Genomic DNA, 21,336 nt, shown 5'->3' on the forward strand with positions numbered 1-21,336 from the left:
GCTTGCTCGCGATGGTCGTGAACGATAACGCGCTCATTATGGATGAGCGCGTTGTTCTCAGGTTCATCGCGAGCGAGCTCGCTCCTACAGAGTTGCGACCCGCGTTCTGTGAATAAGAAATATTTCCAGGTACAACCCTTTACACATAATGCGAAAGATTTGCATTATGTCGCAGTTTTGCGTGCGCATAGCACGACTCCACCCTCTATCGAAGCAGGATGTTCGCCATGATTCGTATGCCTCTGGCTACCGCCAGTCTGTTGGCCATCGCTATTTCCCTCGCCGGTTGCGGCGAAGGCAAAGACAAAGAAAAAGCTGCCGCGCCTGCGCCAGCTGCCAGCACTGCGGCTGCCCCGGCTGCTCCAGCCGCTGCGCCTGCCGCTGCCGGTAAAGTCGACGAAGCCGCCGGCAAAGCCGTTGTCGCTCACTACGCCGACATGGTTTTCGCCGTCTACAGCGATGCCGAATCCACCGCGAAGACCCTGCAAACCGCCATCGACGCTTTCCTCGCCAAGCCGAACGCCGACACCCTGAAAGCCGCCAAGGCCGCCTGGGTTGCAGCTCGCGTGCCTTACCTGCAGAGCGAAGTGTTCCGCTTCGGCAACACCATCATTGATGACTGGGAAGGTCAGTTGAACTCCTGGCCGCTGGACGAAGGCCTGATCGACTACGTCGACAAATCCTACGAACACGCCTTGGGCAACCCGGGTGCCACCGCCAACATCATCGCCAACACTGAAGTGCAGATCGGCGAAGACAAGGTCGATGTCAAAGACATCACCCCGGAAAAACTCGCCAGCCTGAACGAGCTGGGCGGTTCCGAGGCCAACGTCGCCACCGGCTACCACGCCATCGAATTCCTGCTCTGGGGCCAGGACCTGAACGGCACCGGCCCTGGCGCCGGCAACCGTCCGGCTTCGGACTACCTGGAAGGCAAAGGCGCTACCGGCGGCCACAACGACCGTCGTCGTGCCTACCTGAAGTCCGTGACCCAACTGCTGGTCAGCGACCTGGAAGAAATGGTCGGTAACTGGAAACCGAACGTGGCCGACAACTACCGCGCCACCCTGGAAGCGGAACCGGCTGAGTCCGGCCTGCGCAAAATGCTGTTCGGCATGGGCAGCCTGTCCCTGGGCGAACTGGCGGGCGAGCGCATGAAGGTTTCCCTGGAAGCCAACTCCCCGGAAGACGAACAGGATTGCTTCAGCGACAACACCCACAACTCGCACTTCTACGATGCCAAGGGCATTCGTAACGTGTACCTGGGTGAATACACCCGTGTCGACGGCAGCAAAATGACCGGCGCCAGCCTGTCGTCCCTGGTGGCCAAAGCCGACCCGGCTGCCGACACCGCGCTGAAAGCCGACCTGGCCGCCACCGAAGCCAAGATCCAGCTGATGGTCGATCACGCCAACAAGGGTGAGCACTACGACCAGTTGATCGCTGCCGGCAACACCGCGGGCAACCAGATCGTCCGTGACGCCATTGCGTCGCTGGTCAAGCAGACCGGTTCGATCGAAGCCGCCGCTGGCAAACTGGGCATCAACGACCTGAACCCGGACAACGCTGATCACGAATTCTGATCAACGCTGGCTGAATGAAAAAGGCGACCTGCGGGTCGCCTTTTTTGTTGGCCGGAACACTGACCACTGTAGGAGCGAGCCTGCTCGCGATGGGGGCGTGCCAGTCGCAACAACGTTGGATGACACACCGCCATCGCGAGCAGGCTCACTCCTACAGGGTTATGCGTAAACCAAAATGCCTGCCCCGCATCAAGCAAACGATAATTCCTCTTATTCAAATTCGTATCCCCTGTTAGACTTTGCGCCCTTGTTTTGCTCGTCTTGCAGGATGTCTGATGCCCCCGCTGCCTCTTCGCTTGTCCGCACTGTTTCTGGCCCTGGGCCTGAGTGCCTGCGATGACGCCCCGAAATTCACCCGGGCTGAACCCGGTGAAACCCGCTCCGGCGGCAGTGCGACGGTGCGCAAGACCGATCAGAACGCGTTTTCGATGCCCTCGGCGAATCTGCCGCCGTCTCGGCGTGTGGATTTCAGCGTCGGCAACAGTTTCTTCCGCAGCCCCTGGGTAATCGCCCCGTCGACGACGACCGCTCGCGATGGCCTCGGCCCACTGTTCAACACCAATGCCTGCCAGGGTTGCCACATCAAGGACGGCCGCGGCCATCCGCCGACCCCGAACGATGTGAATGCCGTGTCGATGCTGGTACGCCTGTCGATTCCCGACGCCCCGGCATATGCCAAGGTCATCGAACAGCTCGGCGTGGTGCCGGAGCCCGTCTACGGCGGTCAGTTCCAGGACATGGCCGTGCCCGGTGTGGCCCCCGAAGGCAAAGTGCGGGTCGATTACACCGCCGTGCCGGTGCGTTTCAAGGACGGCACCGAAGTCGAGCTGCGCCAGCCAAGCCTGAACATCACCCAACTGGGCTATGGCCCGATGCACCCCGACACGCGTTTCTCGGCGCGTGTGGCACCGCCGATGATTGGCCTGGGCCTGCTAGAGGCGATTCCCGATGAGGCGATCCTGGCCAACGCCGAGGCACAGGCCAGGGCGAACAACGGCATCAGCGGGCGTCCTAACCAGGTGTGGGACGATGCTCGGCAAAAGACCGTTTTGGGAAGATTTGGCTGGAAAGCCGGACAACCAAACCTCAATCAACAGAATGTTCACGCGTTTTCCGGTGACATGGGCCTCACGACCAGCCTGAGACCCTTTGATGACTGCACGGACGCGCAAATTGCCTGCAAGCAGGCACCCAGTGGCAACGGCCCGAATGGCGAGCCGGAAGTCAGCGATAACATCCTGCGCCTGGTGCTGTTCTACAGCCGCAACCTCGCCGTCCCGGCCCGTCGTGACGTCAACGCCCCTGAAGTGCTGGCCGGCAAGACCCTGTTTTACCAGGCCGGTTGCCAGTCCTGTCACACACCGAAATACACCACCGCCGCCAACGCCGCCGAACCCGAACTGGCCAATCAAGTGATTCGCCCGTACAGCGATTTGCTGCTGCATGACATGGGCGACGGCCTGGCGGACAACCGCACCGAATTCCAGGCCAGCGGCCGCCAATGGCGTACCCCGCCGTTGTGGGGCATCGGCCTGACACAGGCGGTCAGCGGCCATACCCAGTTCCTGCACGACGGCCGCGCCCGCAATCTGCTCGAAGCCGTGCTCTGGCATGGCGGCGAAGCAACGGCGGCGCAGCAACAGGTTTTGTCTTTCAATGCCGAGCAGCGCACCGCGTTGCTGGCGTTCCTGAATTCCCTTTAACACGCATTCCACTCGCGGGAGCCCGACATGTTCCGTCCCAAATTGTTGTTCACCAGCCTTGCCGCACTCGCCCTGGGCGCCTGCTCGCCCCAGGACCCGCAAGCGGTCACGTCGGCGGCCATCGCCAAATCGGTGATCCTGCCGACCTACACCCGCTGGGTTGAAGCCGACCGTCAATTGGCGGTCAGCGCCCTCGCCTACTGCGAAGGCAAGGAAACCCTGGAAACCGCCCGTGCCGATTTCCTGCACGCGCAAAAAGCCTGGGCCGAACTGCAACCATTGCTGATCGGGCCGTTGGCCGAAGGCAACCGTTCGTGGCAAGTACAGTTCTGGCCGGACAAGAAAAACCTGGTCGGCCGTCAGGTCGAACAACTGGTCACCGCCCAGCCGCAGATCGATGCCGCCGCACTGGCCAAGTCCAGCGTTGTGGTACAGGGTCTCTCGGCCTACGAATACATTCTGTTCGACAGCAAGCCTGACGTCGCCAACGCTGAACAGAAGGCCAGGTACTGCCCGCTGTTGGTCGCGATTGGCGAACGCCAGAAGCAACTGGCCGAAGAGATTCTGCAAACCTGGAACAATACCGACGGCATGCTCGCGCAAATGAGCAAGTTCCCGAACCAGCGCTATGCCGACTCCCACGAAGCGATCGCCGATCTGCTGCGCGTGCAAGTCACGGCCATCGACACCCTGAAGAAAAAACTCGGCACGCCGATGGGTCGCCAGACCAAGGGCGTTCCGCAGCCGTTCCAGGCCGATGCATGGCGTAGCCAGTCCTCCCTGACCAGCCTCGAAGCCAGCCTCGCGGCCGCCAAAACCGTCTGGGAAGGTGTGGATAACAAAGGCCTGCGCAGCCTGTTGCCGAGCGAGCAGAAACCGTTGGCCGACAAGATCGATGCGGCCTATGCCGCCTCACTGAAACTGTTCGCCGGCAACCAGCGTTCGCTGACCGAAATGCTCGGTGACGACGCCGGTCGCCAGCAGCTCAACGACCTGTACGAAAGCCTCAACGTTGTACATCGTCTGCACGAGGCTGATCTGGCCAAGGCGCTGGGCATCCAACTGGGCTTCAACGCCAACGACGGTGACTGATGAGGGCGAGTTCCATGCTGCGGCGCCAGGTTCTGACATTAGGTAGTTTGTTGCTGGGTGCGGTGACACTGGGCGGCTGGAAGCTGTTCAAGCAAAAGGACAGGAGTCCGTTGTTGCTTTCGGCACGGGACGATACCGATGGCCAGCATTACGCCGTCGGTTATCGACTGGACGGCACCCAGGTGTTCGCCACCCGGGTCGGCCAGCGTTGCCACGACATCGTCAACCATCCGACACAGCCGATTGCGCTGTTTGTCGCCCGCCGTCCGGGTACCGAGAGCTACCTGATCGACCTGCGCAACGGGGCGCTCCTGCAAACCGTGGTGTCACAGCCAAACCGGCACTTCTACGGGCACGCGGTCATTCACCACAGCGGCGACCGGCTGTACGCCACCGAAAACGACACCACCGATCCGGGGCGCGGACTGCTCGGTGTGTATCAGTTCGAAGGCGAACGGCTGGTGCACAGCGGTGAAGTTTCCACCCACGGCCTCGGGCCGCACCAGGTGTCATGGATGCCCGACGGCGAAACCCTGGTGGTGGCCAACGGCGGGATTCGCACCGAGGCCGAAAGCCGGGTGGAGATGAACCTCAACGCCATGGAACCGAGCCTGGTGCTGATGCAGCGCGACGGCACCCTGCTGAGCAAGGAAACCCTCGCCCAGCAGATGAACAGCGTGCGCCATCTGGCCATCGCCAGCGACGGCACCATCGTCGCCAGCCAGCAGTTCATGGGTGCGGCCCACGAATCGTCGGAGCTGTTGGCGATCAAGCGTCCCGGTCAGCCTTTCGTCGCGTTCCCGGTACCCGAGCACCAGTTGCAGGCCATGGGGCACTACACCGCCAGTGTCGCGATACACAGCGACTTGCGTCTGGTGGCTTTGACGGCACCGCGGGGCAACCGTTTTTTCATCTGGGACCTGGACAGCGGTGAAGTACGCCTGGATGCACCACTGCCCGATTGCGCCGGGGTCGGTGCCGTGGCCGACGGTTTTGTCGTGACCTCGGGTCAGGGGCGCTGCCGCTACTACGAATGCCGCCAGACAACTCTTGTTGCAAAACCGCTGGAGCTACCCGCAGGGCTCTGGGACAACCATCTGCATCTGATGGCCTGAATCATTGAAAAATTCGCCGCCCTGGGCCGCGCCTGTATCGGGATGACGGACACCCGGCAGGTGCGGCTCAAGGCGACGACTTTTTTCAGGCTTTCCCCCCTCTAATACATCACAACCTGTAAAAACGGCAGTTGGATTACCCTCTACACTCCCGGTAATGTGCCCCGCTGTCTCACCTGATTTCCTCCAAGGAACTGGAATATGCTGCGTCGCCGCATGCTGATCATGTTGGGTGTTGTTCTACTGATTGTGCTGGTTCTGGCCGCCTACAAAGCCTTCTCGATCTACACGATGGTTCAAGGCTACGCAGCACCCAGGCCGGCCATCAGCGTTGCCGTGGCCACCGCCGCCGAACGCCCATGGCAAGCCCGCCTGCCTACCGTTGGCACGCTCAAGGCATTGCAAGGCGTGGACCTGAGCCTGGAGACCGATGGCACCGTCATTGACGTCCAGTTCGAGTCAGGGCAGAAGGTCAAGGCCGGTCAACCCATCGTCCGGCTCGACAGTGCCGTGGAAAGTGCCTTGCTCGAAACCGCCCTGGCCGACCTCGGGCTGGCCCAGGTGGACTTCAACCGAGGCAGCCAGCTGGTGGGCAGCCAGGCGATTTCCAAAGGTGAGTTCGACCGGCTCTCGGCGGTCCTGAAAAAGAGCAGGGCCACGGTCAATCAGCTCAGGGCTGCGCTCGAGAAAAAACGCATCATCGCGCCGTTCACCGGCACCATCGGCATTCGCCAGGTGGACGTTGGCGACTATGTGGCCACCGGCACCATGATTGCCACCCTGCAAGACCTCAGTAGCCTGTATGTCGACTTTTTCGTGCCCGAGCAGTCGGTGCCCAGGATTGCCCTCGGCCAGCCAGTGCAGGTCACTGTCGCGGCGTATCCGACCCTGGAGTACCCCGCCACCATCAGTGCAATCAACCCCAAGGTCGAGAACAGCACCCGTAACGTGCAGGTTCGCGCCACCCTGGCCAACCCCGATGGCAAGTTGCTGCCCGGCATGTTTGCCAGCCTCCAGGTGCTCATGCCCGACCCGCAGCCGCGCATCGTGGTACCGGAAAGCGCGATTACCTACACGCTCTACGGCAACTCGGTGTATGTGGCCGTACCCAAGAAGGCCGAAGATGGCAGCCCGCAAATGGATGACAAGGGCCAGCCGGTGCTGATCGCCGAACGGCGTTTTGTCGAAACCGGCGAACGCCGCGACGGGCTGGTGATGGTCACCAAAGGTGTGCAGAGCGGCGATAAAGTGGTGACCGCCGGCCAGCTCAAACTGGACAACGGCGCACACATTGCCATCAGCGATGACAAGACCCTGGCTGAGCAGAGCAGCCCGCCACGCGCGGACTGATCAAGGAATCCCCATGGCATTTACCGACCCGTTCATCCGCCGCCCGGTCCTCGCAACCGTGGTCAGCCTGCTGATTGTGCTGCTGGGCTTCCAGGCCTGGGGCAAACTGCCGCTGCGCCAGTACCCGCAAATGGAAAACGCCCTGATCACGGTGACCACCGCCTACCCCGGGGCCAACGCCGAGACCATCCAGGGCTATATCACGCAACCGCTGCAGCAAAGCCTGGCGAGCGCCGAGGGCATCGACTACATGACCTCGGTGAGTCGCCAGAACTTTTCGGTGATCTCGATCTACGCACGCGTCGGTTCCAACAGCGACCGTCTGTTTACCGAACTGCTGGCCAAGGCCAACGAGGTCAAGAGCAAGCTGCCCCAGGATGCTGAAGACCCGGTGCTGAGCAAGCAATCTGCCGATGCGTCAGTACTGATGTACATGAGCTTCTTCAGCAAGGAATTGAACAACCCGCAGATTACCGATTACCTGTCACGGGTGATCCAGCCGAAACTGGCGACCTTGCCCGGCATGGCCGAAGCCGAGATCCTCGGCAACCAGGTATTTGCCATGCGCCTGTGGCTGGACCCTGCGAAGCTCGCGGGTTTCGGCCTCAGTGCCAGCGATGTGACCAACGCGGTGCGCCAGTACAATTTCCTCTCGGCCGCGGGTGAAGTGAAAGGCGAATACGTGGTCACCAGCATCAACGCCAATACCGAACTCAAGTCCGCCGAAGCCTTCGGGGCCGTTCCGCTCAAGATCGATGGCGACAGCCGCGTGCTGCTGCGGGACGTGGCGCGGGTGGAAATGGGTGCGGAAAACTACGACACCATCAGCTCGTTCGGTGGCACCCCTTCGGTGTACATCGGCATCAAGGCGACGCCCGGCGCCAACCCGCTGGATGTGATCAAGGAAGTGCGCAAGATCATGCCGGAACTCGAGGCCCAGCTACCGCCGAATCTCAAGGGTGAAATCGCCTATGACGCCACCCGGTTCATCCAGGCCTCGATCGACGAAGTGGTGAAAACCCTGTTCGAAGCGGTGCTGATCGTGATCGTGGTGGTGTTCCTGTTCCTAGGCGCCCTGCGTTCGGTGGTGATCCCGGTGGTGACCATCCCGCTGTCGATGATCGGCGTCATGTTCTTCATGCAGATGATGGGGTACTCCATCAACCTGCTCACCCTGCTGGCGATGGTACTGGCCATCGGCCTGGTGGTGGACGACGCCATCGTGGTGGTGGAAAACATTCACCGCCACATCGAGGAAGGCAAGACACCGCTGGACGCCGCCATTGAAGGCGCCCGGGAAATCGCCATGCCGGTGGTCTCGATGACCATCACCCTGGCGGCAGTGTATGCGCCGATCGGCTTCCTGACCGGCCTGACCGGGGCGCTGTTCAAGGAGTTCGCCCTGACCCTGGCCGGCGCGGTGGTGATTTCCGGAATCATCGCCCTGACCCTGTCGCCGATGATGTGTGCATTCCTGCTGCGCCACGATGAGAACCCCAGTGGCCTGGCCCATCGCCTGGACCTGATTTTCGAAGGCCTCAAGCGCCGCTACCAGAGCATGCTACACGGCACCCTCAGCACCCGCCCCGTGGTGCTGGTGTTCGCGGTGATCGTGTTGTGCCTGATTCCGGTCTTTCTCAAATTCACCAAGTCGGAGCTGGCACCGGATGAAGACCAGGGCATCATTTTCATGATCGCCAACGCCCCGCAACCAACCAACCTCGATTACCTGAACACCTACACCGACGAGTTCGTCTCGATCTTCAAGGCGTTTCCCGAGTACTACTCGTCGTTCCAGATCAATGGTTTCAACGGCGTGCAATCAGGCATCGGCGGTTTCCTGCTCAAGCCGTGGAACGAGCGCAGCCGCACGCAAATGTCGATCCTGCCCGACGTTCAGGCCAAACTGGAAAAGATCCCCGGGTTGCAGATTTTCGGCTTCAACCTGCCCTCCCTGCCGGGCACCGGCGAAGGCCTGCCTTTCCAGTTCGTCATCAACTCCGCCAACGATTACGAGTTGCTGCTGCAGGTGGCCGACCGGGTAAAAAAACGGGCGATGGAATCCGGCAAGTTTGCCTTTGTCCACGTTGACCTGGCCTTCGACAAGCCGGAAGTGGTGGTGGATATCGACCGCGCCAAGGCTGCGCAGATGGGGGTTTCCATGCAGGACCTGGGGGGCACCCTGGCAACCCTGCTGGGTGAAGCCGAGATCAACCGTTTCACTATTGAAGGTCGCAGCTACAAAGTCATTGCCCAGGTCGAACGGCCGTTTCGCGACAATCCGCACTGGCTGAACAATTACTACGTGAAAAACGCCAAGGGCGAACTGTTGGCGCTGTCGACCCTGATCACCGTCTCTGACCGGGCTCGACCGCGACAGCTGAACCAGTTCCAGCAACTCAACTCGGCCACCCTGTCCGGAGTGCCGATGGTGAGCATGGGGGAAGCCGTCGACCTTGTGAGCCAGATCGCCCGGGAAGAGGCACCTGCCGGTTTTGCCTTCGACTACGCCGCCGCATCGAGGCAATACGTTCAGGAAGGCAGTGCCCTGTGGGTCACCTTTGCCCTGGCACTGGCGGTGATTTTCCTGGTACTGGCGGCCCAGTTCGAAAGCTTCCGCGACCCGCTGGTGATCCTGGTCACCGTACCGCTGTCTATCTGCGGTGCCTTGATTCCGCTGTTCCTGGGCTGGTCGAGCATGAACATCTACACTCAGGTCGGGCTGGTGACGTTGATCGGACTGATCAGCAAACATGGCATTCTGATCGTCGAGTTCGCCAACCAGCTACGCAAGGACAAGGGCCTGACGGCACGGGAGGCCGTGGAGGAAGCGGCGGCCATCCGCCTGCGGCCGGTGCTGATGACCACCGCGGCGATGGTATTCGGCATGGTGCCATTGATCATCGCCAGCGGTGCGGGCGCGGTCAGCCGCTTCGACATCGGCACGGTCATCGCGACGGGCATGTCGATCGGCACACTGTTCACCCTGTTTGTGTTGCCCTGCATCTACACGTTGCTGGCCAAACCGGATAAGCGCTGATGCGGAACAACCTATAGGAGATGAATCTGTGGGAGGAGCCTGCTCGCGAAGACGGCTTACCATTCAACAGGGATGTTGACCGATACATCGCATTCGCGAGCAGGCTCGCTCCCACAGTGGCCCTATGCACTCCGGTAGATTTCCAAAGGCAAAAAAAGGCCTCGCATCAGCGAGGCCTTTCATTTGGGCTTCAATCGGTTCAATTCTGCGGCCTCAATCCCTGAGAAAGTCCGAACATGAACAGTAACAAATCATGATCCGGTCGAGTGGCCACGGATGCCTTGGCAACTCGTGGCAACGGACAATGTTCTTCTGCGTTTATCGAGCTGAGAACCTGGGGGCGCGGTTGCTCCCAGGCTGCCATCGCGATCGATGCAACTGCCAAGGCTCCTACCAGAAACAAACCTCGTGCAATTTCGAGTTTCATCGCTATAAACCCTTGATAGCGCTGCCAAACGCCGTTTCATAAAAGTAGACGAGCTTTTTCCAGTCTGCCTCGCCGAACGACGAGTGGCGACGCAATTGCTTCATGTCATGGGTAGCTGCGCGATGAGCGGTCAAACGCTGTCGGCATTTCTCCAGATCGATCAGGGCAACTTCGACCTTGGCCGACTCGCCCTCACCGGCCACGCGAACGAATACGTGCTTGACGTAGATGCAACCGTGCTGCCAGCGGCCCTTGTGCATGCGCGCCAGGTTCTCAGCCAGGTCCTTGAGCACGCGGTCGTGTATGGCTTCACCATGACGTTCACGACCGCCTCCGGCGTACCAGTGTTCGATTTCCTCGAAGCCGTCCAGCGACCTGGTGACCAGCAAGGCACGCCATTTGTGCACAGGATCACGCTGTGCGCCGCAGAAAACGATATGCGGAACCCGTACGCCAAGCGCGGTCACACCGTTGAGTGCAGCACTCTCGCGCAGTACGGTCGGCCGCCCGAAAGGGTGCTGCCAGCTACGATGGATATGCCCGGTCTGACGCTTGACGTAGAGCAGTTGACCATCGCTGCCCATCACTCGTTGAACGCCGCTTTCCCCGCCGCGACGGACGTTAGGTTCTTCTACCCATTCACCGCGCTGATTCCAAAAACAATCGAAGCGATCCTGGGGAGCGACTTCCGTTTCTGCTGCACACTGCACTGCCATCCTGTTACCTCTTGCGTAATACGTAAACTCGCCACATGGCATAGAGCGGCAAAAAGTCCAGTTGTTCCTGGATACGGAAACCCGCCTGCTCAAATTCCTTCTCTACGGTAGCGGCCGGTAACACAAAGCGGTTTTGGTAACCTTCCTGCCCACGGGTTTTCTCCGAACGCTTGCGTTTCCAGGCCTTGAAGTTGCCGTCGACCCACAGAGAAAGGATCACACTGTCACGGGTAACTCGCTCGAATTCGCGAAAAATAGCCATGCGATGCTCGGCTTCACCGATGTGGTGGAGCAAGCGCATGCAAAAAATGCTGTCGACAGCGTTGTTCGGCAAGGCGATGTCGAATGCAGAAGTGTGCAAGGGTTGTACCCGTTTCACCACGTCGGCTGGTTGCGCCTGGGTTGCGATCTTCAGCATGGACTTCGAATTATCGGCGCCAATGATCACGCGGTTGGTTTTTTCCGCCAGCAAGGGCCAGAAACGCCCTGCACCGCACGGCAAGTCGAGGACCAGACCAGGTTCGCCAGCCAGGGCCAGCGCCTTGCGCGCCAGTTGCTCGTCGCGCCAATGGGACAGTCGACGGCCGAGACTCTCCTGGTGTTTGCGCAAATAGCGTTGAGCGTGCTGATCGTCGTACTTTTCGGAAAAATCGAGCTTGATCGGGCCGTCCATCATCACGTCTCCTGAACCTCTGATAGCACCTACCTTAGGTTTCGCGGTGTCGGTGACAGGTGATCCACTTGTGAAAATTTCATTACGGGAAACCCGGAAGTATTACAAGCCTTTACAGAGTTGATAGCGTTTGCTGGATGCTTGACTCAACGGATCAGGTTCGGGACAACTCCACCTGAAAACGACAACCATTGGGCTCCATGGTAGTCAGGCTGACGCTCCAGCCCTGGTTTTCACAGATCCGCTGCACCAGTGAAAGCCCAAGCCCCAAGCCTTCCCCGCGCTTTTCAGTGCCCCGAACGAACGGCTCGAACATCGCCTCGCGCTTTTCCTCGGGAATGCCCACACCACTGTCTTCGACCAGAAAGCCCGTGCCGGTCAGCGTGAGGCGGATAAAGCCCTGTTCGGTGTAATGCAGGGCGTTGCGCAGCAAGTTACCCATTACCGCGTGCAAGAAGGTCGCATTGTAGCCCTTGGCCTCAGGCTCGCCCGGTTCGAAGATCAGCTTCAACCCTTTGCTTTCAATGGGCTCGCGCCACAGGCCGAGCAGACCCTCGGCTACCTGGCTCAGGGACTGCTGTGGCGACATGCTGGCATCTTCACGCTGGGCACGGGCCAGCATCAGGAAGGTTTGCACCAGCTCACGCATTTCTTCACATGCCCGGGCAATGCGCTCGACCTGAGCGCGACCGCGCTGATCGATACCAGGGTTTTCCAGCAGCAACTCGCAGGAACTGGCCAATATCATCAGGGGGGTACGCAATTCGTGACTGACGTCGCTGGTGAACAACCGCTCGCGGGTCAGGGCCTGACGCAAGCGCCCGAGGGTGGCGTCGAAGGCCACGGCCAATTCGCCCACTTCGTCGGCGGCATAATCCGGAGCCAAAGGAGGAGCCAAACCCAGCAGTTGATCACGATGGCGTACCTGGCGGGCCAGCCGCACCACTGGCGCCATGACCTTGCGTGCCAGGACTCTGCCGAGAAACACTGCCAGCGCAAGGCTCAGTACGAAACCCACCAGCACCACGGCAAACAGCACCCGCTCACGCTCTTCGAAGTCGCTCTGGTCCTGCAACAGCACGTAACGTCGGCCGTCGACGATTTCGACCATGGCGTGGTACGACAGGTTTTCACGGAACACTTCGTGGAACCCCGGCTCCAGGTGCCGCAGATCCTTGGGCAAGCTGAAATCACCCCGTCCGCCGCTGAAGTAGAACAATTGGTCCGGTTCGGGTCGATGGCTCCAGTCCGCGACATTGTCCATCAGCAACAGGCGCTGCAAATCGCCGCCCAGACCTGCCGAAATCAGCTTTTCTTCCACCAGGTGCACGGTCGCCACGATGCCCATGGCAAAGGCACCGGCCACCAGTGCGCTCATCAGCGCAAAGGCAATGATGATTCGTTGAGCAAGACTCTGCTTAAACTCCATCACGGCCCTCGGCCAAGCGATACCCCACACCGTGCACGGTTTGCAGCAAAGGCTTGGCGAACGGTTTGTCGATCACCTGGCGCAATTGGTGGACATGGCTGCGCAGGCTGTCGCTGTCCGGGCAGTCGTCCCCCCACAGCGCTTCTTCAAGAATTTCACGGCGCAGCACATGAGGGCTTTTCTGCATCAACACGGCCAGCAACTTCAGGCCGACCGGGTTGAGTTTCAGCAACCGGCCTTCGCGGGTGACTTCCAGGGTGTCGAGGTCATAGCTCAGGTCGCCGACCTGCAGGGTCCGTCGCCCGCCGCCCTGGGTCCGGCGCATGACCGCTTCGATACGGGCCGCCAGTTCAGACAGGGCAAACGGTTTGATCAGGTAATCATCGGCACCCGACTTGAAGCCTTGCAGACGGTCATCCAGTTGATCACGGGCCGTGAGCATGATCACTGGCGTTTCGCGGCGGGCATCTTCGCGCAGACGCTTGCACAAGGTGTAGCCATCGATGCCGGGCAACATGATATCGAGCACGATCAAATCGTAGTGCTCGGTGGCCGCCAGATGCAGGCCAGACAGACCATCCTGCGCGCAATCCACGGTATAACCTTTGAGCCCCAGGTAATCGGCCAGGTTGGCCAGGATATCGCGGTTGTCTTCAACCAATAGAATTCGCATGGGTATCTCTCCGTACACAGTAACGGCCGTCATGGCCCGCGCAGCTTAAGGCCAAGTGTGGCCTACGGCTAGGGGAAGCCAGGGGTGAATCAATTCGATCAACCAAAAGGTATGATTAACAAGTTTTTCACTATCGATTCACGCGCTGACTACAGCGGTCAGCCGAGACTCACACGCGCTTGATAATAAGGAATACAAAAAATGGACTATTTGAAGACGGCCCCCATGCGCTTTTTACTGCTGGTGACCGGCGCCTGGCTGGCGATATTTTTTCTGACTCGAACAGTCCTGCTCCTCACGCATCTGGATGAGGCCGGAAGCGGCTCCCTGTCGGTGTTCGGCATCGGCCTGATTTACGACCTGGGCTTCATTGCCTACGCCGCGCTGCCCATGGGCCTCTACCTGTTGCTGTGTCCGCCGGGCCTGTGGCGCACGCGTGGTCATCGCTGGTTCCTTCAGGGGCTGCTGACGGTCAGTCTGTTCGCGATGTTATTCACTTCAGTGGCCGAGTGGCTGTTCTGGGATGAGTTCGGCGTGCGCTTCAACTTCATCGCCGTCGATTACCTGGTGTATTCCGACGAAGTACTGAACAACCTGCTCGAATCGTACCCGATCGGCACACTGCTGAGCATCCTCGCCGTGCTGGCTGTGGTCCTGAGTTTTGTATTGCGCAAACCCTTCAACGCTGCACTCGATGCACCGTTGCCGCCGCTGCGTGGGCGCTTGCTGAATGCACTCGGTTTGTTGATCGTCGCCGGCCTGAGCATGCAACTGCTCAGCCAGGACTCTCCGCGCGCCCAGGGCGGCAACGCCTATCAGAACGAACTGGCGAGCAATGGCCCGTATCAATTCTTCGCGGCATTCCGCAACAACGAACTGGACTACCCGCAGTTCTACAGCACACTGCCATCGGCCGTGGTTGCCCAACAGATTCGCGCCGAACTGGCAGAACCCAATGCCCGCTTCGTAGGTGAGGACCCGCAGGACATTCGCCGGCAGATCGATAATCCGGGCGCACTGCGCAAGCCCAATATCGTGCTGGTCACCATTGAAAGCTTCAGCGCCAAGTACATGGGCAGCAACGGTGACACCCGTAACCTGACGCCCAACCTTGATGCCTTGCGCAAGCAGAGCCTGTATTTCAACAATTTCTACGCCACCGGCACCCGCACCGACCGCGGCCTGGAAGCCATCACCCTGGCGATCCCACCGACACCCGGTCGCTCGATCGTCAAGCGCGTCGGTCGTGAAAGCGGCTTTGCCAGCCTTGGCCAGCAACTCAATGCCGTCGGCTACGACAGTGTGTTTGTCTACGGTGGCCGCGGTTACTTCGACAACATGAATGCGTTCTTCAGCGGCAACGGTTATCGCGTTGTAGACCAGAGCAGCGTCGAAGAGTCGGAGATTCACTTCAAGAATGCCTGGGGCATGGCCGACGAAGATCTCTACAAGCAGACACTGAAACTGGCCGATGCCGACTACGCCCGGCAGCAGCCATTCCTGCTGCAACTGATGACGACGTCCAACCATCGCCCTTACACCTACCCGGACAACCGGATCGACATCAAGTCGGGCAACGGCCGTGACGGCGCGGTGAAATACACCGACTACGCCATCGGTCAGTTTCTCGATCAGGCGCGGCAAAAACCCTGGTTTGACAATACAATCTTCGTCTTTGTCGCCGACCACACCGCTGGCAGCGCCGGTAAGGAAGACTTGCCCGTCGCCAACTATCAGATTCCGCTGTTCATCTATGCGCCCAAGTTGATCGAAGCCCGGGAAACTGCACAATTGGCCAGCCAGATCGATCTGGCGCCAACGTTGCTGGGTTTGCTCAATCTGGATTATGAATCGACGTTCTTTGGCCGTAACCTGTTGCAGGACAATCCGCTGCCTCCACGCGTGGTGCTCGGTAACTACCAGCACCTGGGGTTGTTCGACGGCAAAGACCTGGCGATCTTGAGCCCACGCCAGGGCTTGCGTCGTCACGATGACGCGCTGACTGAAAGTCGCGAGTCCCGGTCCAGCGCCAGTGACCCGCTGATTACCCGCGCAATCACCTATTACCAAACCGCCAGTTATGGCTTCAAGCAACAGCTGCTTGGCTGGAAGGCGCCCAAGGAGGGTGCCGGTCAAGTCGGCGATCGTTAACCGAATCGCCCCGGGCTGATGCCCCGGGGCTTTTTCCTTTGTTCAGGATCCACCATGTCATCAACTGCTGTCCGCCCTGCCCCTCGCCCGCTCAACTTCTGGGTGTGCCTGGGGGTTCCCGCCGTTGCGGCGATCGCTCTGGTGTTGCTCGAACTGAGCTCACTGGACATGGACCTTGCCAAGCTGTTCTACGACCCGGTCGCGGGTGACTTCATCGGACGACACAGTTACTTCCTGGAAAACATCCTGCATACCCGCGCCAAGCAGGTAGTCATTGCATTTTCGGTGTTCGCCATTTTCGGCTACGTCGCTTCGTTTTTCATGACCAGGCTCAAACCGTTGAAGCGTGAACTGGGTTGCCTGGTGCTATCCCTGGGCCTGGCGACTTCCTTTGTCACGCCCATGAAAGCAGTGACTGCGGTGCAGTGCCCGTGGAGCCTTGAGCAATTCGGCGGTCACGAGACCTACAGCGAATTGCTGAGCCCTCGCCCGCACACCGATAAACCGGGACGTTGCTGGCCCGGCGGCCATGCAGCCACCGGTTTCACCCTGTTTGCCCTGTTTTTCGTATTGCGCGACCGTCGCCCGCGCATGGCTCGCGCAGCGTTCGTCTTCGCCTTCGCCCTCGGCTCGGTGTTCTCCATCGGGCGGATGATGCAGGGCGCGCACTTCTTTTCGCACAACGTGTGGACGGCGGTGTTCTGCTGGCTGATTTGTCTGGGGTCGTATTACTGCGTTCTGTATCGACCGGCGTTGAAGGCTCAACGCGAGGCAAAAGCAGTACCTGCCAGCGCCTGAATCACAGTTCAAATGTGGGAGCGAGCAAACCCGCTCCCACAATGGATCGATGTGACCATCTGAATCCAGGCAATAAAAAACCCCGCCTGCTTGCGCAGACGGGGTTTTTTCGTACAGGGGTAAGGCTGGATTACATCATGCCGCCCATGCCGCCCATACCGCCCATGTCTGGCATACCGCCGCCAGCTGCACCTTCTTTCTTCGGTGCGTCAGCTACCGCTGCTTCGGTGGTCAGGATCAGACCGCCGATCGAGGCTGCAGCTTGCAGAGCCGAACGGGTGACCTTGGTTGGGTCCAGGATGCCCATTTCGATCATGTCGCCGTATTCGCCAGTTGCAGCGTTGTAGCCGAAGCTGCCTTCGCCGTTCTTGACCTTGTCGACCACTACGCTTGGCTCATCGCCGGAGTTGGCAACGATCTGGCGCAGCGGCGCTTCAACAGCGCGACGCAGCACAGCGATACCTACGTCCTGATCGGCGTTGTCGCCTTTCAGTTCGGTCAGTGCTTCCAGAGCACGGATCAGGGCCACGCCACCGCCAGGTACCACGCCTTCTTCAACGGCTGCACGGGTAGCGTGCAGGGCGTCTTCAACGCGGGCTTTCTTCTCTTTCATTTCAACTTCGGAACCAGCGCCAACCTTGATCACTGCAACGCCGCCGGACAGCTTGGCCAGACGCTCTTGCAGTTTTTCACGGTCGTAGTCGGAGGAAGTCTCGGCAACCTGGGCACGGATCTGGGCGATGCGTGCTTCGATGTCGCCCTGTACGCCAGCACCGTCAACGATGATGGTGTTTTCCTTGGACAGGGTCACGCGCTTGGCGTTACCCAGGTGTTCCAGGGTGGTGCTTTCCAGGCTCAGGCCGATCTCTTCGGAGATAACGGTACCGCCGGTCAGAACGGCGATGTCCTGCAGCATGGCCTTGCGACGGTCGCCGAAGCCTGGAGCCTTGACGGCTGCGACTTTGACGATGCCACGCATGTTGTTCACAACCAGAGTCGCCAGGGCTTCGCCTTCAACGTCTTCGGCCACGATCAGCAGTGGGCGGCCGGCTTTGGCAACGGCTTCCAGGACTGGCAGCATTTCGCGGATGTTCGAGATCTTTTTGTCGACCAGCAGGATCAGCGGGCCGTCCAGCTCAGCGACCATGGTCTCTGGCTTGTTGACGAAGTACGGGGACAGGTAGCCACGGTCGAACTGCATGCCTTCAACAACCGACAGTTCGTTTTCCAGGCCCGAGCCTTCTTCAACGGTGATCACGCCTTCTTTACCGACTTTTTCCATGGCTTCGGCAATGATGTCGCCGATGGAGTTGTCGGAGTTGGCGGAGATGGTACCTACCTGAGCGATTGCCTTGGTGTCAGCGCATGGCTTGGACAGGGCCTTCAGCTCTTTGACGATCGCGATGGTCGCTTTGTCGATACCGCGCTTCAGATCCATCGGGTTCATGCCGGCAGCGACGGCTTTCAAGCCTTCGTTGACGATCGATTGAGCCAGAACGGTAGCGGTGGTGGTACCGTCGCCTGCGTCATCGTTGGCACGGGAGGCAACGTCTTTGACCAGCTGCGCGCCCATGTTTTCGAAACGGTCTTCCAGTTCGATTTCTTTGGCGACGGAAACGCCGTCCTTGGTGATGGTCGGAGCGCCGAAGCTCTTCTCGATGATCACGTTACGGCCTTTCGGGCCCAGGGTCGCTTTTACTGCGTCAGCCAGGACGTTGACACCGGTGAGCATTTTCTTGCGGGCGGAATCGCCGAATTTAACTTCTTTAGCAGCCATGATCGATATTCCTTAAATACTTTGAAGTAGCGGGAAAATGAGCGGGTAATCAGCCTTCGATAACAGCGAGGATTTCGTTCTCGCTCATTACCAGCAGGTCTTCGCCGTCGACTTTCACAGTGTTGCTGCCGGAGTAAGGACCGAACACAACCTTGTCGCCCACTTTCACGGACAGTGCACGCACTTCACCGTTTTCCAGTACGCGGCCGGTGCCTACAGCGAGGATTTCGCCGCTGTTGGCTTTTTCAGCAGCCGAACCTGGCAGGACGATACCGCCAGCGGTTTTCTTTTCTTCTTCGCTGCGACGGATGACGACGCGGTCATGCAGAGGACGAAGCTTCATTGTCGATCTCTCCTAATTGTGGTTTTCATCGGCCGGTGTAGTCCCGGCGGGTTTAACAAAGGCCGGCGTAGCCGGTTGCGGCTCGTCAAGCGAACCGCGGAAGTCTGTCTGGCGTGTTCGCCAGAAACCTTGCGGTGACCGTTACATAAGGGCGCATAAGCTTATTACAAGGGCGGCGATCGAAATTTTTTCAGGTCGATGCTCCGCAAACGAACACGGCACCCGAAGGTGCCGTGAGCGGAGTGCCATTACTTGGTATCGCGGTGTTCGAACTCACCTTCGATCACTGTCGGCTCACGCCCCAGTGGCTCGCGGGGGGCTGGACCGCCGCGTGCCTGCAGGTCGTCGGCGAACGCTCGCTGACGCATGGCCTGCTCTTCGGCGCGCTGGCGCATTTTACCCGCCAGCAGGCGGCGACTGAACGGCAGCAGCATGAGCAGGCCGATCACATCACTGATGAAACCCGGAAGAATCAACAAGCCACCGGCCAATGCCAGCATCAGGCCTTCAAGCATAGTCTGGGCCGGCAGCTCGCCGCGGCTCAGGCTTTCACGGGCACGCAGGGCCGTGGCCAGGCCGGCGATGCGCAGCACGAACACACCGAACATCGAGCCGAGAATGATCAGCAGCAGGGCCGGGAAAAACCCGATGGACCCTGCCACCTTGACGAATACGAACAGCTCCAACACCGGAAACAGCAGAAAGAGCAACAAAAAAGGGCGCATCAAATGGTTCCTCAACGCAAGAATGCCTTGCCAGTTCACCTTAGATGACGTCGCCGTTTCGTGAATTCAAGCGTCGGCCACTTCATTTTTCGGCCAATGTTCGGCGTGAGCCAGAGAAACCAAGGCCTGCCGGACTTGTGTCGGCGTATTACAAGGCGCTTGAAACGGCAACCAGTACAGGCTTTGACCGATGCGCAGGTGCATGCCTTCGGCGTCGATACCGGCCATTTGCGCCGGCACGTTTGCCGGCAACCCGGCCAGCTCCACGTAATGGGCGATGGCCTTGGCGTGATCGGCGTTCATGTGCTCGACCATGCTCAGTTCAACCTTGCCGGCGAAAGGGTTGGCCAGGGTCAGGTCGTTGACCCAGTGAATCGCGCCAAAACCGCCGATGTAACGATGGCGTACAGGCTTGAGCACCCAGAAGTCGAAATCGTGGGCCTTGTGATAACCCTGCGACTCCGGGAAGTAGCGGTAGTAACGCTCAGAGGCGGCTTCGATGGCGGCTTCGTCTTCGAGCTGCTGGGCTTCGGCCAGATAGGTCAGTCGCCCAACGGCCTGGACATCTTCGGCGCCACGCTCGCCCACGAACAGCGAGCATTTCGGGTCTTTCTGCAAATTGTGGGTGTGCTGGGCGATGCGGCTGATCAGGATCAGCGGCCGGCCCAGCTCGTCCAGGCAGTACGGAACCACGGAGCCGAACGGGAAACCGGGCATCGATTTGGAGTGCGTCGAGAGCACTCCACGGTATTCCTTGAGAAGCAATTCTCGTGCATGCTTAGCTGCTTCAACGCTCAATTTATGACTCCTTAAATAGAATCCGTCAGAAAAACGGACGAGCTGCTGGTGAAAGTCCCAGCACGCCATCGGGGCAGTTCTCATGTGCAGCCGGGCCATGTCAGGCGCAGATCGAGAGGCTCTCTACAAGGAAACCACTCAGACCTGCTACCGGGGGCATGCGAATGCAACTCACTGACAAAGTAATCATTATCACTGGCGGTTGCCAGGGTTTGGGCCGTTCCATGGCCGAGTATTTCGCAGGCAAGGGCGCGAAACTCGCGCTGGTGGACCTGAACCAGGAAAAACTCGACGCCGCCGTTGCGGCCTGCAAGGCCCAGGGTGTCGAGGCCCGTGCCTACCTGTGCAACGTGGCCAACGAAGAGCAAGTGACTCACATGGTTGCCCAGGTCGCTGAAGACTTCGGCGCGATCCATGGCTTGATCAACAATGCCGGGATCCTGCGTGACGGCCTGTTGCTCAAGGTGAAGGATGGCGAAATGACCAAAATGAGCCTGGCCCAGTGGCAGGCAGTCATCGACGTCAACCTGACCGGCGTGTTCCTGTGCACCCGTGAAGTCGCGGCGAAGATGGTCGAGCTGAAAAACGCCGGCGCGATCATCAATATCTCGTCGATTTCCCGTGCTGGCAACGTCGGTCAGACCAACTACTCGGCGGCCAAGGCCGGTGTCGCTGCGGCGACCGTGACCTGGGCCAAGGAACTGGCGCGCTACGGCATTCGCGTAGCCGGCATTGCACCGGGCTTCATCGAAACCGAAATGACCCTGGGCATGAAGCCTGAAGCACTGGAAAAAATGACTGCCGGAATCCCGCTCAAGCGCATGGGCAAACCTGAAGAGATCGCTCACTCGGCGGCGTACATCTTCGAGAACGACTACTACACCGGCCGGATTCTGGAGATGGATGGCGGGTTGCGGATCTAAAACCTGATACAAAACCCATG

18 protein-coding genes are annotated in these 21,336 nt (G+C 59.7%); 9 read left to right on the plus strand and 9 right to left on the minus strand.

Going from position 1 to position 21,336, the window contains the following annotated elements:
- The first annotated feature begins 227 nt into the window (after nt 1-227).
- From ACEN8E_RS23990 to ACEN8E_RS24015, 6 genes are all read left to right on the plus strand, one after another.
- Nucleotides 228-1,583, plus strand: coding sequence for an imelysin family protein (locus tag ACEN8E_RS23990; protein WP_495590128.1), 1,356 nt, complete (start codon nt 228-230; stop codon nt 1,581-1,583).
- 275 nt (nt 1,584-1,858) lie between these two features.
- Nucleotides 1,859-3,286, plus strand: a complete 1,428-nt coding sequence (locus ACEN8E_RS23995; RefSeq protein ID WP_495590129.1) for a di-heme oxidoreductase family protein — start codon at nt 1,859-1,861, stop codon at nt 3,284-3,286.
- A gap of 27 nt (nt 3,287-3,313) precedes the next feature.
- Nucleotides 3,314-4,378, plus strand: coding sequence for an imelysin family protein (locus tag ACEN8E_RS24000; RefSeq protein WP_495590130.1), 1,065 nt, complete (start codon nt 3,314-3,316; stop codon nt 4,376-4,378).
- Nucleotides 4,379-4,392: 14 nt separating this feature from the next.
- Nucleotides 4,393-5,493, plus strand: coding sequence for a DUF1513 domain-containing protein (locus tag ACEN8E_RS24005; protein WP_495590131.1), 1,101 nt, complete (start codon nt 4,393-4,395; stop codon nt 5,491-5,493).
- A gap of 201 nt (nt 5,494-5,694) precedes the next feature.
- Nucleotides 5,695-6,843: an efflux RND transporter periplasmic adaptor subunit gene (locus tag ACEN8E_RS24010; protein WP_495590132.1), complete on the plus strand. Its 1,149-nt coding sequence runs from the start codon at nt 5,695-5,697 to the stop codon at nt 6,841-6,843.
- Between the two features lie 13 nt (nt 6,844-6,856).
- A complete protein-coding gene (locus ACEN8E_RS24015) occupies nt 6,857-9,883 on the plus strand; it encodes a multidrug efflux RND transporter permease subunit (protein WP_495590133.1) in 3,027 nt (1,008 codons plus the stop codon).
- Between the two features lie 199 nt (nt 9,884-10,082).
- Here the strand turns inward: ACEN8E_RS24015 and ACEN8E_RS24020 are convergent, their stop codons facing one another.
- The 5 genes from ACEN8E_RS24020 to colR form a co-directional block, all read right to left on the minus strand.
- Nucleotides 10,083-10,310 (minus strand): hypothetical protein, encoded by a 228-nt coding sequence (locus ACEN8E_RS24020; RefSeq protein WP_322614718.1) that lies wholly within the window; start codon nt 10,308-10,310, stop codon nt 10,083-10,085.
- Nucleotides 10,311-10,312: 2 nt separating this feature from the next.
- Nucleotides 10,313-11,026 (minus strand): lipopolysaccharide kinase InaA family protein, encoded by a 714-nt coding sequence (locus ACEN8E_RS24025; RefSeq protein WP_495590134.1) that lies wholly within the window; start codon nt 11,024-11,026, stop codon nt 10,313-10,315.
- 4 nt (nt 11,027-11,030) lie between these two features.
- Entirely contained in the window at nt 11,031-11,699 is a 669-nt protein-coding gene (locus ACEN8E_RS24030) for a class I SAM-dependent methyltransferase (RefSeq protein WP_495593388.1), read from the minus strand.
- 154 nt (nt 11,700-11,853) lie between these two features.
- Nucleotides 11,854-13,128, minus strand: a complete 1,275-nt coding sequence (locus ACEN8E_RS24035) for a sensor histidine kinase (protein ID WP_495590135.1) — start codon at nt 13,126-13,128, stop codon at nt 11,854-11,856.
- Nucleotides 13,118-13,801, minus strand: a complete 684-nt coding sequence (gene colR / locus ACEN8E_RS24040) for a two-component system response regulator ColR (RefSeq protein ID WP_007985839.1) — start codon at nt 13,799-13,801, stop codon at nt 13,118-13,120. The genes ACEN8E_RS24035 and colR overlap by 11 nt, the downstream gene beginning before the upstream one ends.
- A 201-nt stretch (nt 13,802-14,002) precedes the next feature.
- Here colR and ACEN8E_RS24045 point away from each other — a divergent pair, with 201 nt between their 5' ends.
- A complete protein-coding gene (locus tag ACEN8E_RS24045) occupies nt 14,003-15,952 on the plus strand; it encodes an LTA synthase family protein (RefSeq protein WP_495590136.1) in 1,950 nt (649 codons plus the stop codon).
- Between the two features lie 54 nt (nt 15,953-16,006).
- Entirely contained in the window at nt 16,007-16,750 is a 744-nt protein-coding gene (locus tag ACEN8E_RS24050; RefSeq protein WP_495590137.1) for a phosphatase PAP2 family protein, read from the plus strand.
- Between the two features lie 130 nt (nt 16,751-16,880).
- On the opposite strand, the gene groL is transcribed toward ACEN8E_RS24050, so the two are convergent.
- From groL to ACEN8E_RS24070, 4 genes are all read right to left on the minus strand, one after another.
- On the minus strand, nt 16,881-18,527 hold the full coding sequence (gene groL, locus ACEN8E_RS24055; protein WP_495590138.1) for a chaperonin GroEL: 1,647 nt from the start codon (nt 18,525-18,527) through the stop codon (nt 16,881-16,883).
- Nucleotides 18,528-18,576: 49 nt separating this feature from the next.
- Nucleotides 18,577-18,870, minus strand: coding sequence for a co-chaperone GroES (locus tag ACEN8E_RS24060; protein WP_007985847.1), 294 nt, complete (start codon nt 18,868-18,870; stop codon nt 18,577-18,579).
- A 248-nt stretch (nt 18,871-19,118) separates the two neighbouring features.
- Nucleotides 19,119-19,595, minus strand: a complete 477-nt coding sequence (locus ACEN8E_RS24065) for an FxsA family protein (protein WP_057396774.1) — start codon at nt 19,593-19,595, stop codon at nt 19,119-19,121.
- A 66-nt stretch (nt 19,596-19,661) separates the two neighbouring features.
- Nucleotides 19,662-20,393: a HugZ family pyridoxamine 5'-phosphate oxidase gene (locus ACEN8E_RS24070; RefSeq protein WP_495590139.1), complete on the minus strand. Its 732-nt coding sequence runs from the start codon at nt 20,391-20,393 to the stop codon at nt 19,662-19,664.
- A 164-nt stretch (nt 20,394-20,557) separates the two neighbouring features.
- On the opposite strand from ACEN8E_RS24070, the gene ACEN8E_RS24075 reads away from it, so the two are divergent.
- Entirely contained in the window at nt 20,558-21,316 is a 759-nt protein-coding gene (locus ACEN8E_RS24075) for an SDR family oxidoreductase (protein WP_495590140.1), read from the plus strand.
- The last annotated feature ends 20 nt before the right edge of the window (nt 21,317-21,336 follow it).

The organism is Pseudomonas sp. Pseusp9, assembly GCF_059491265.1.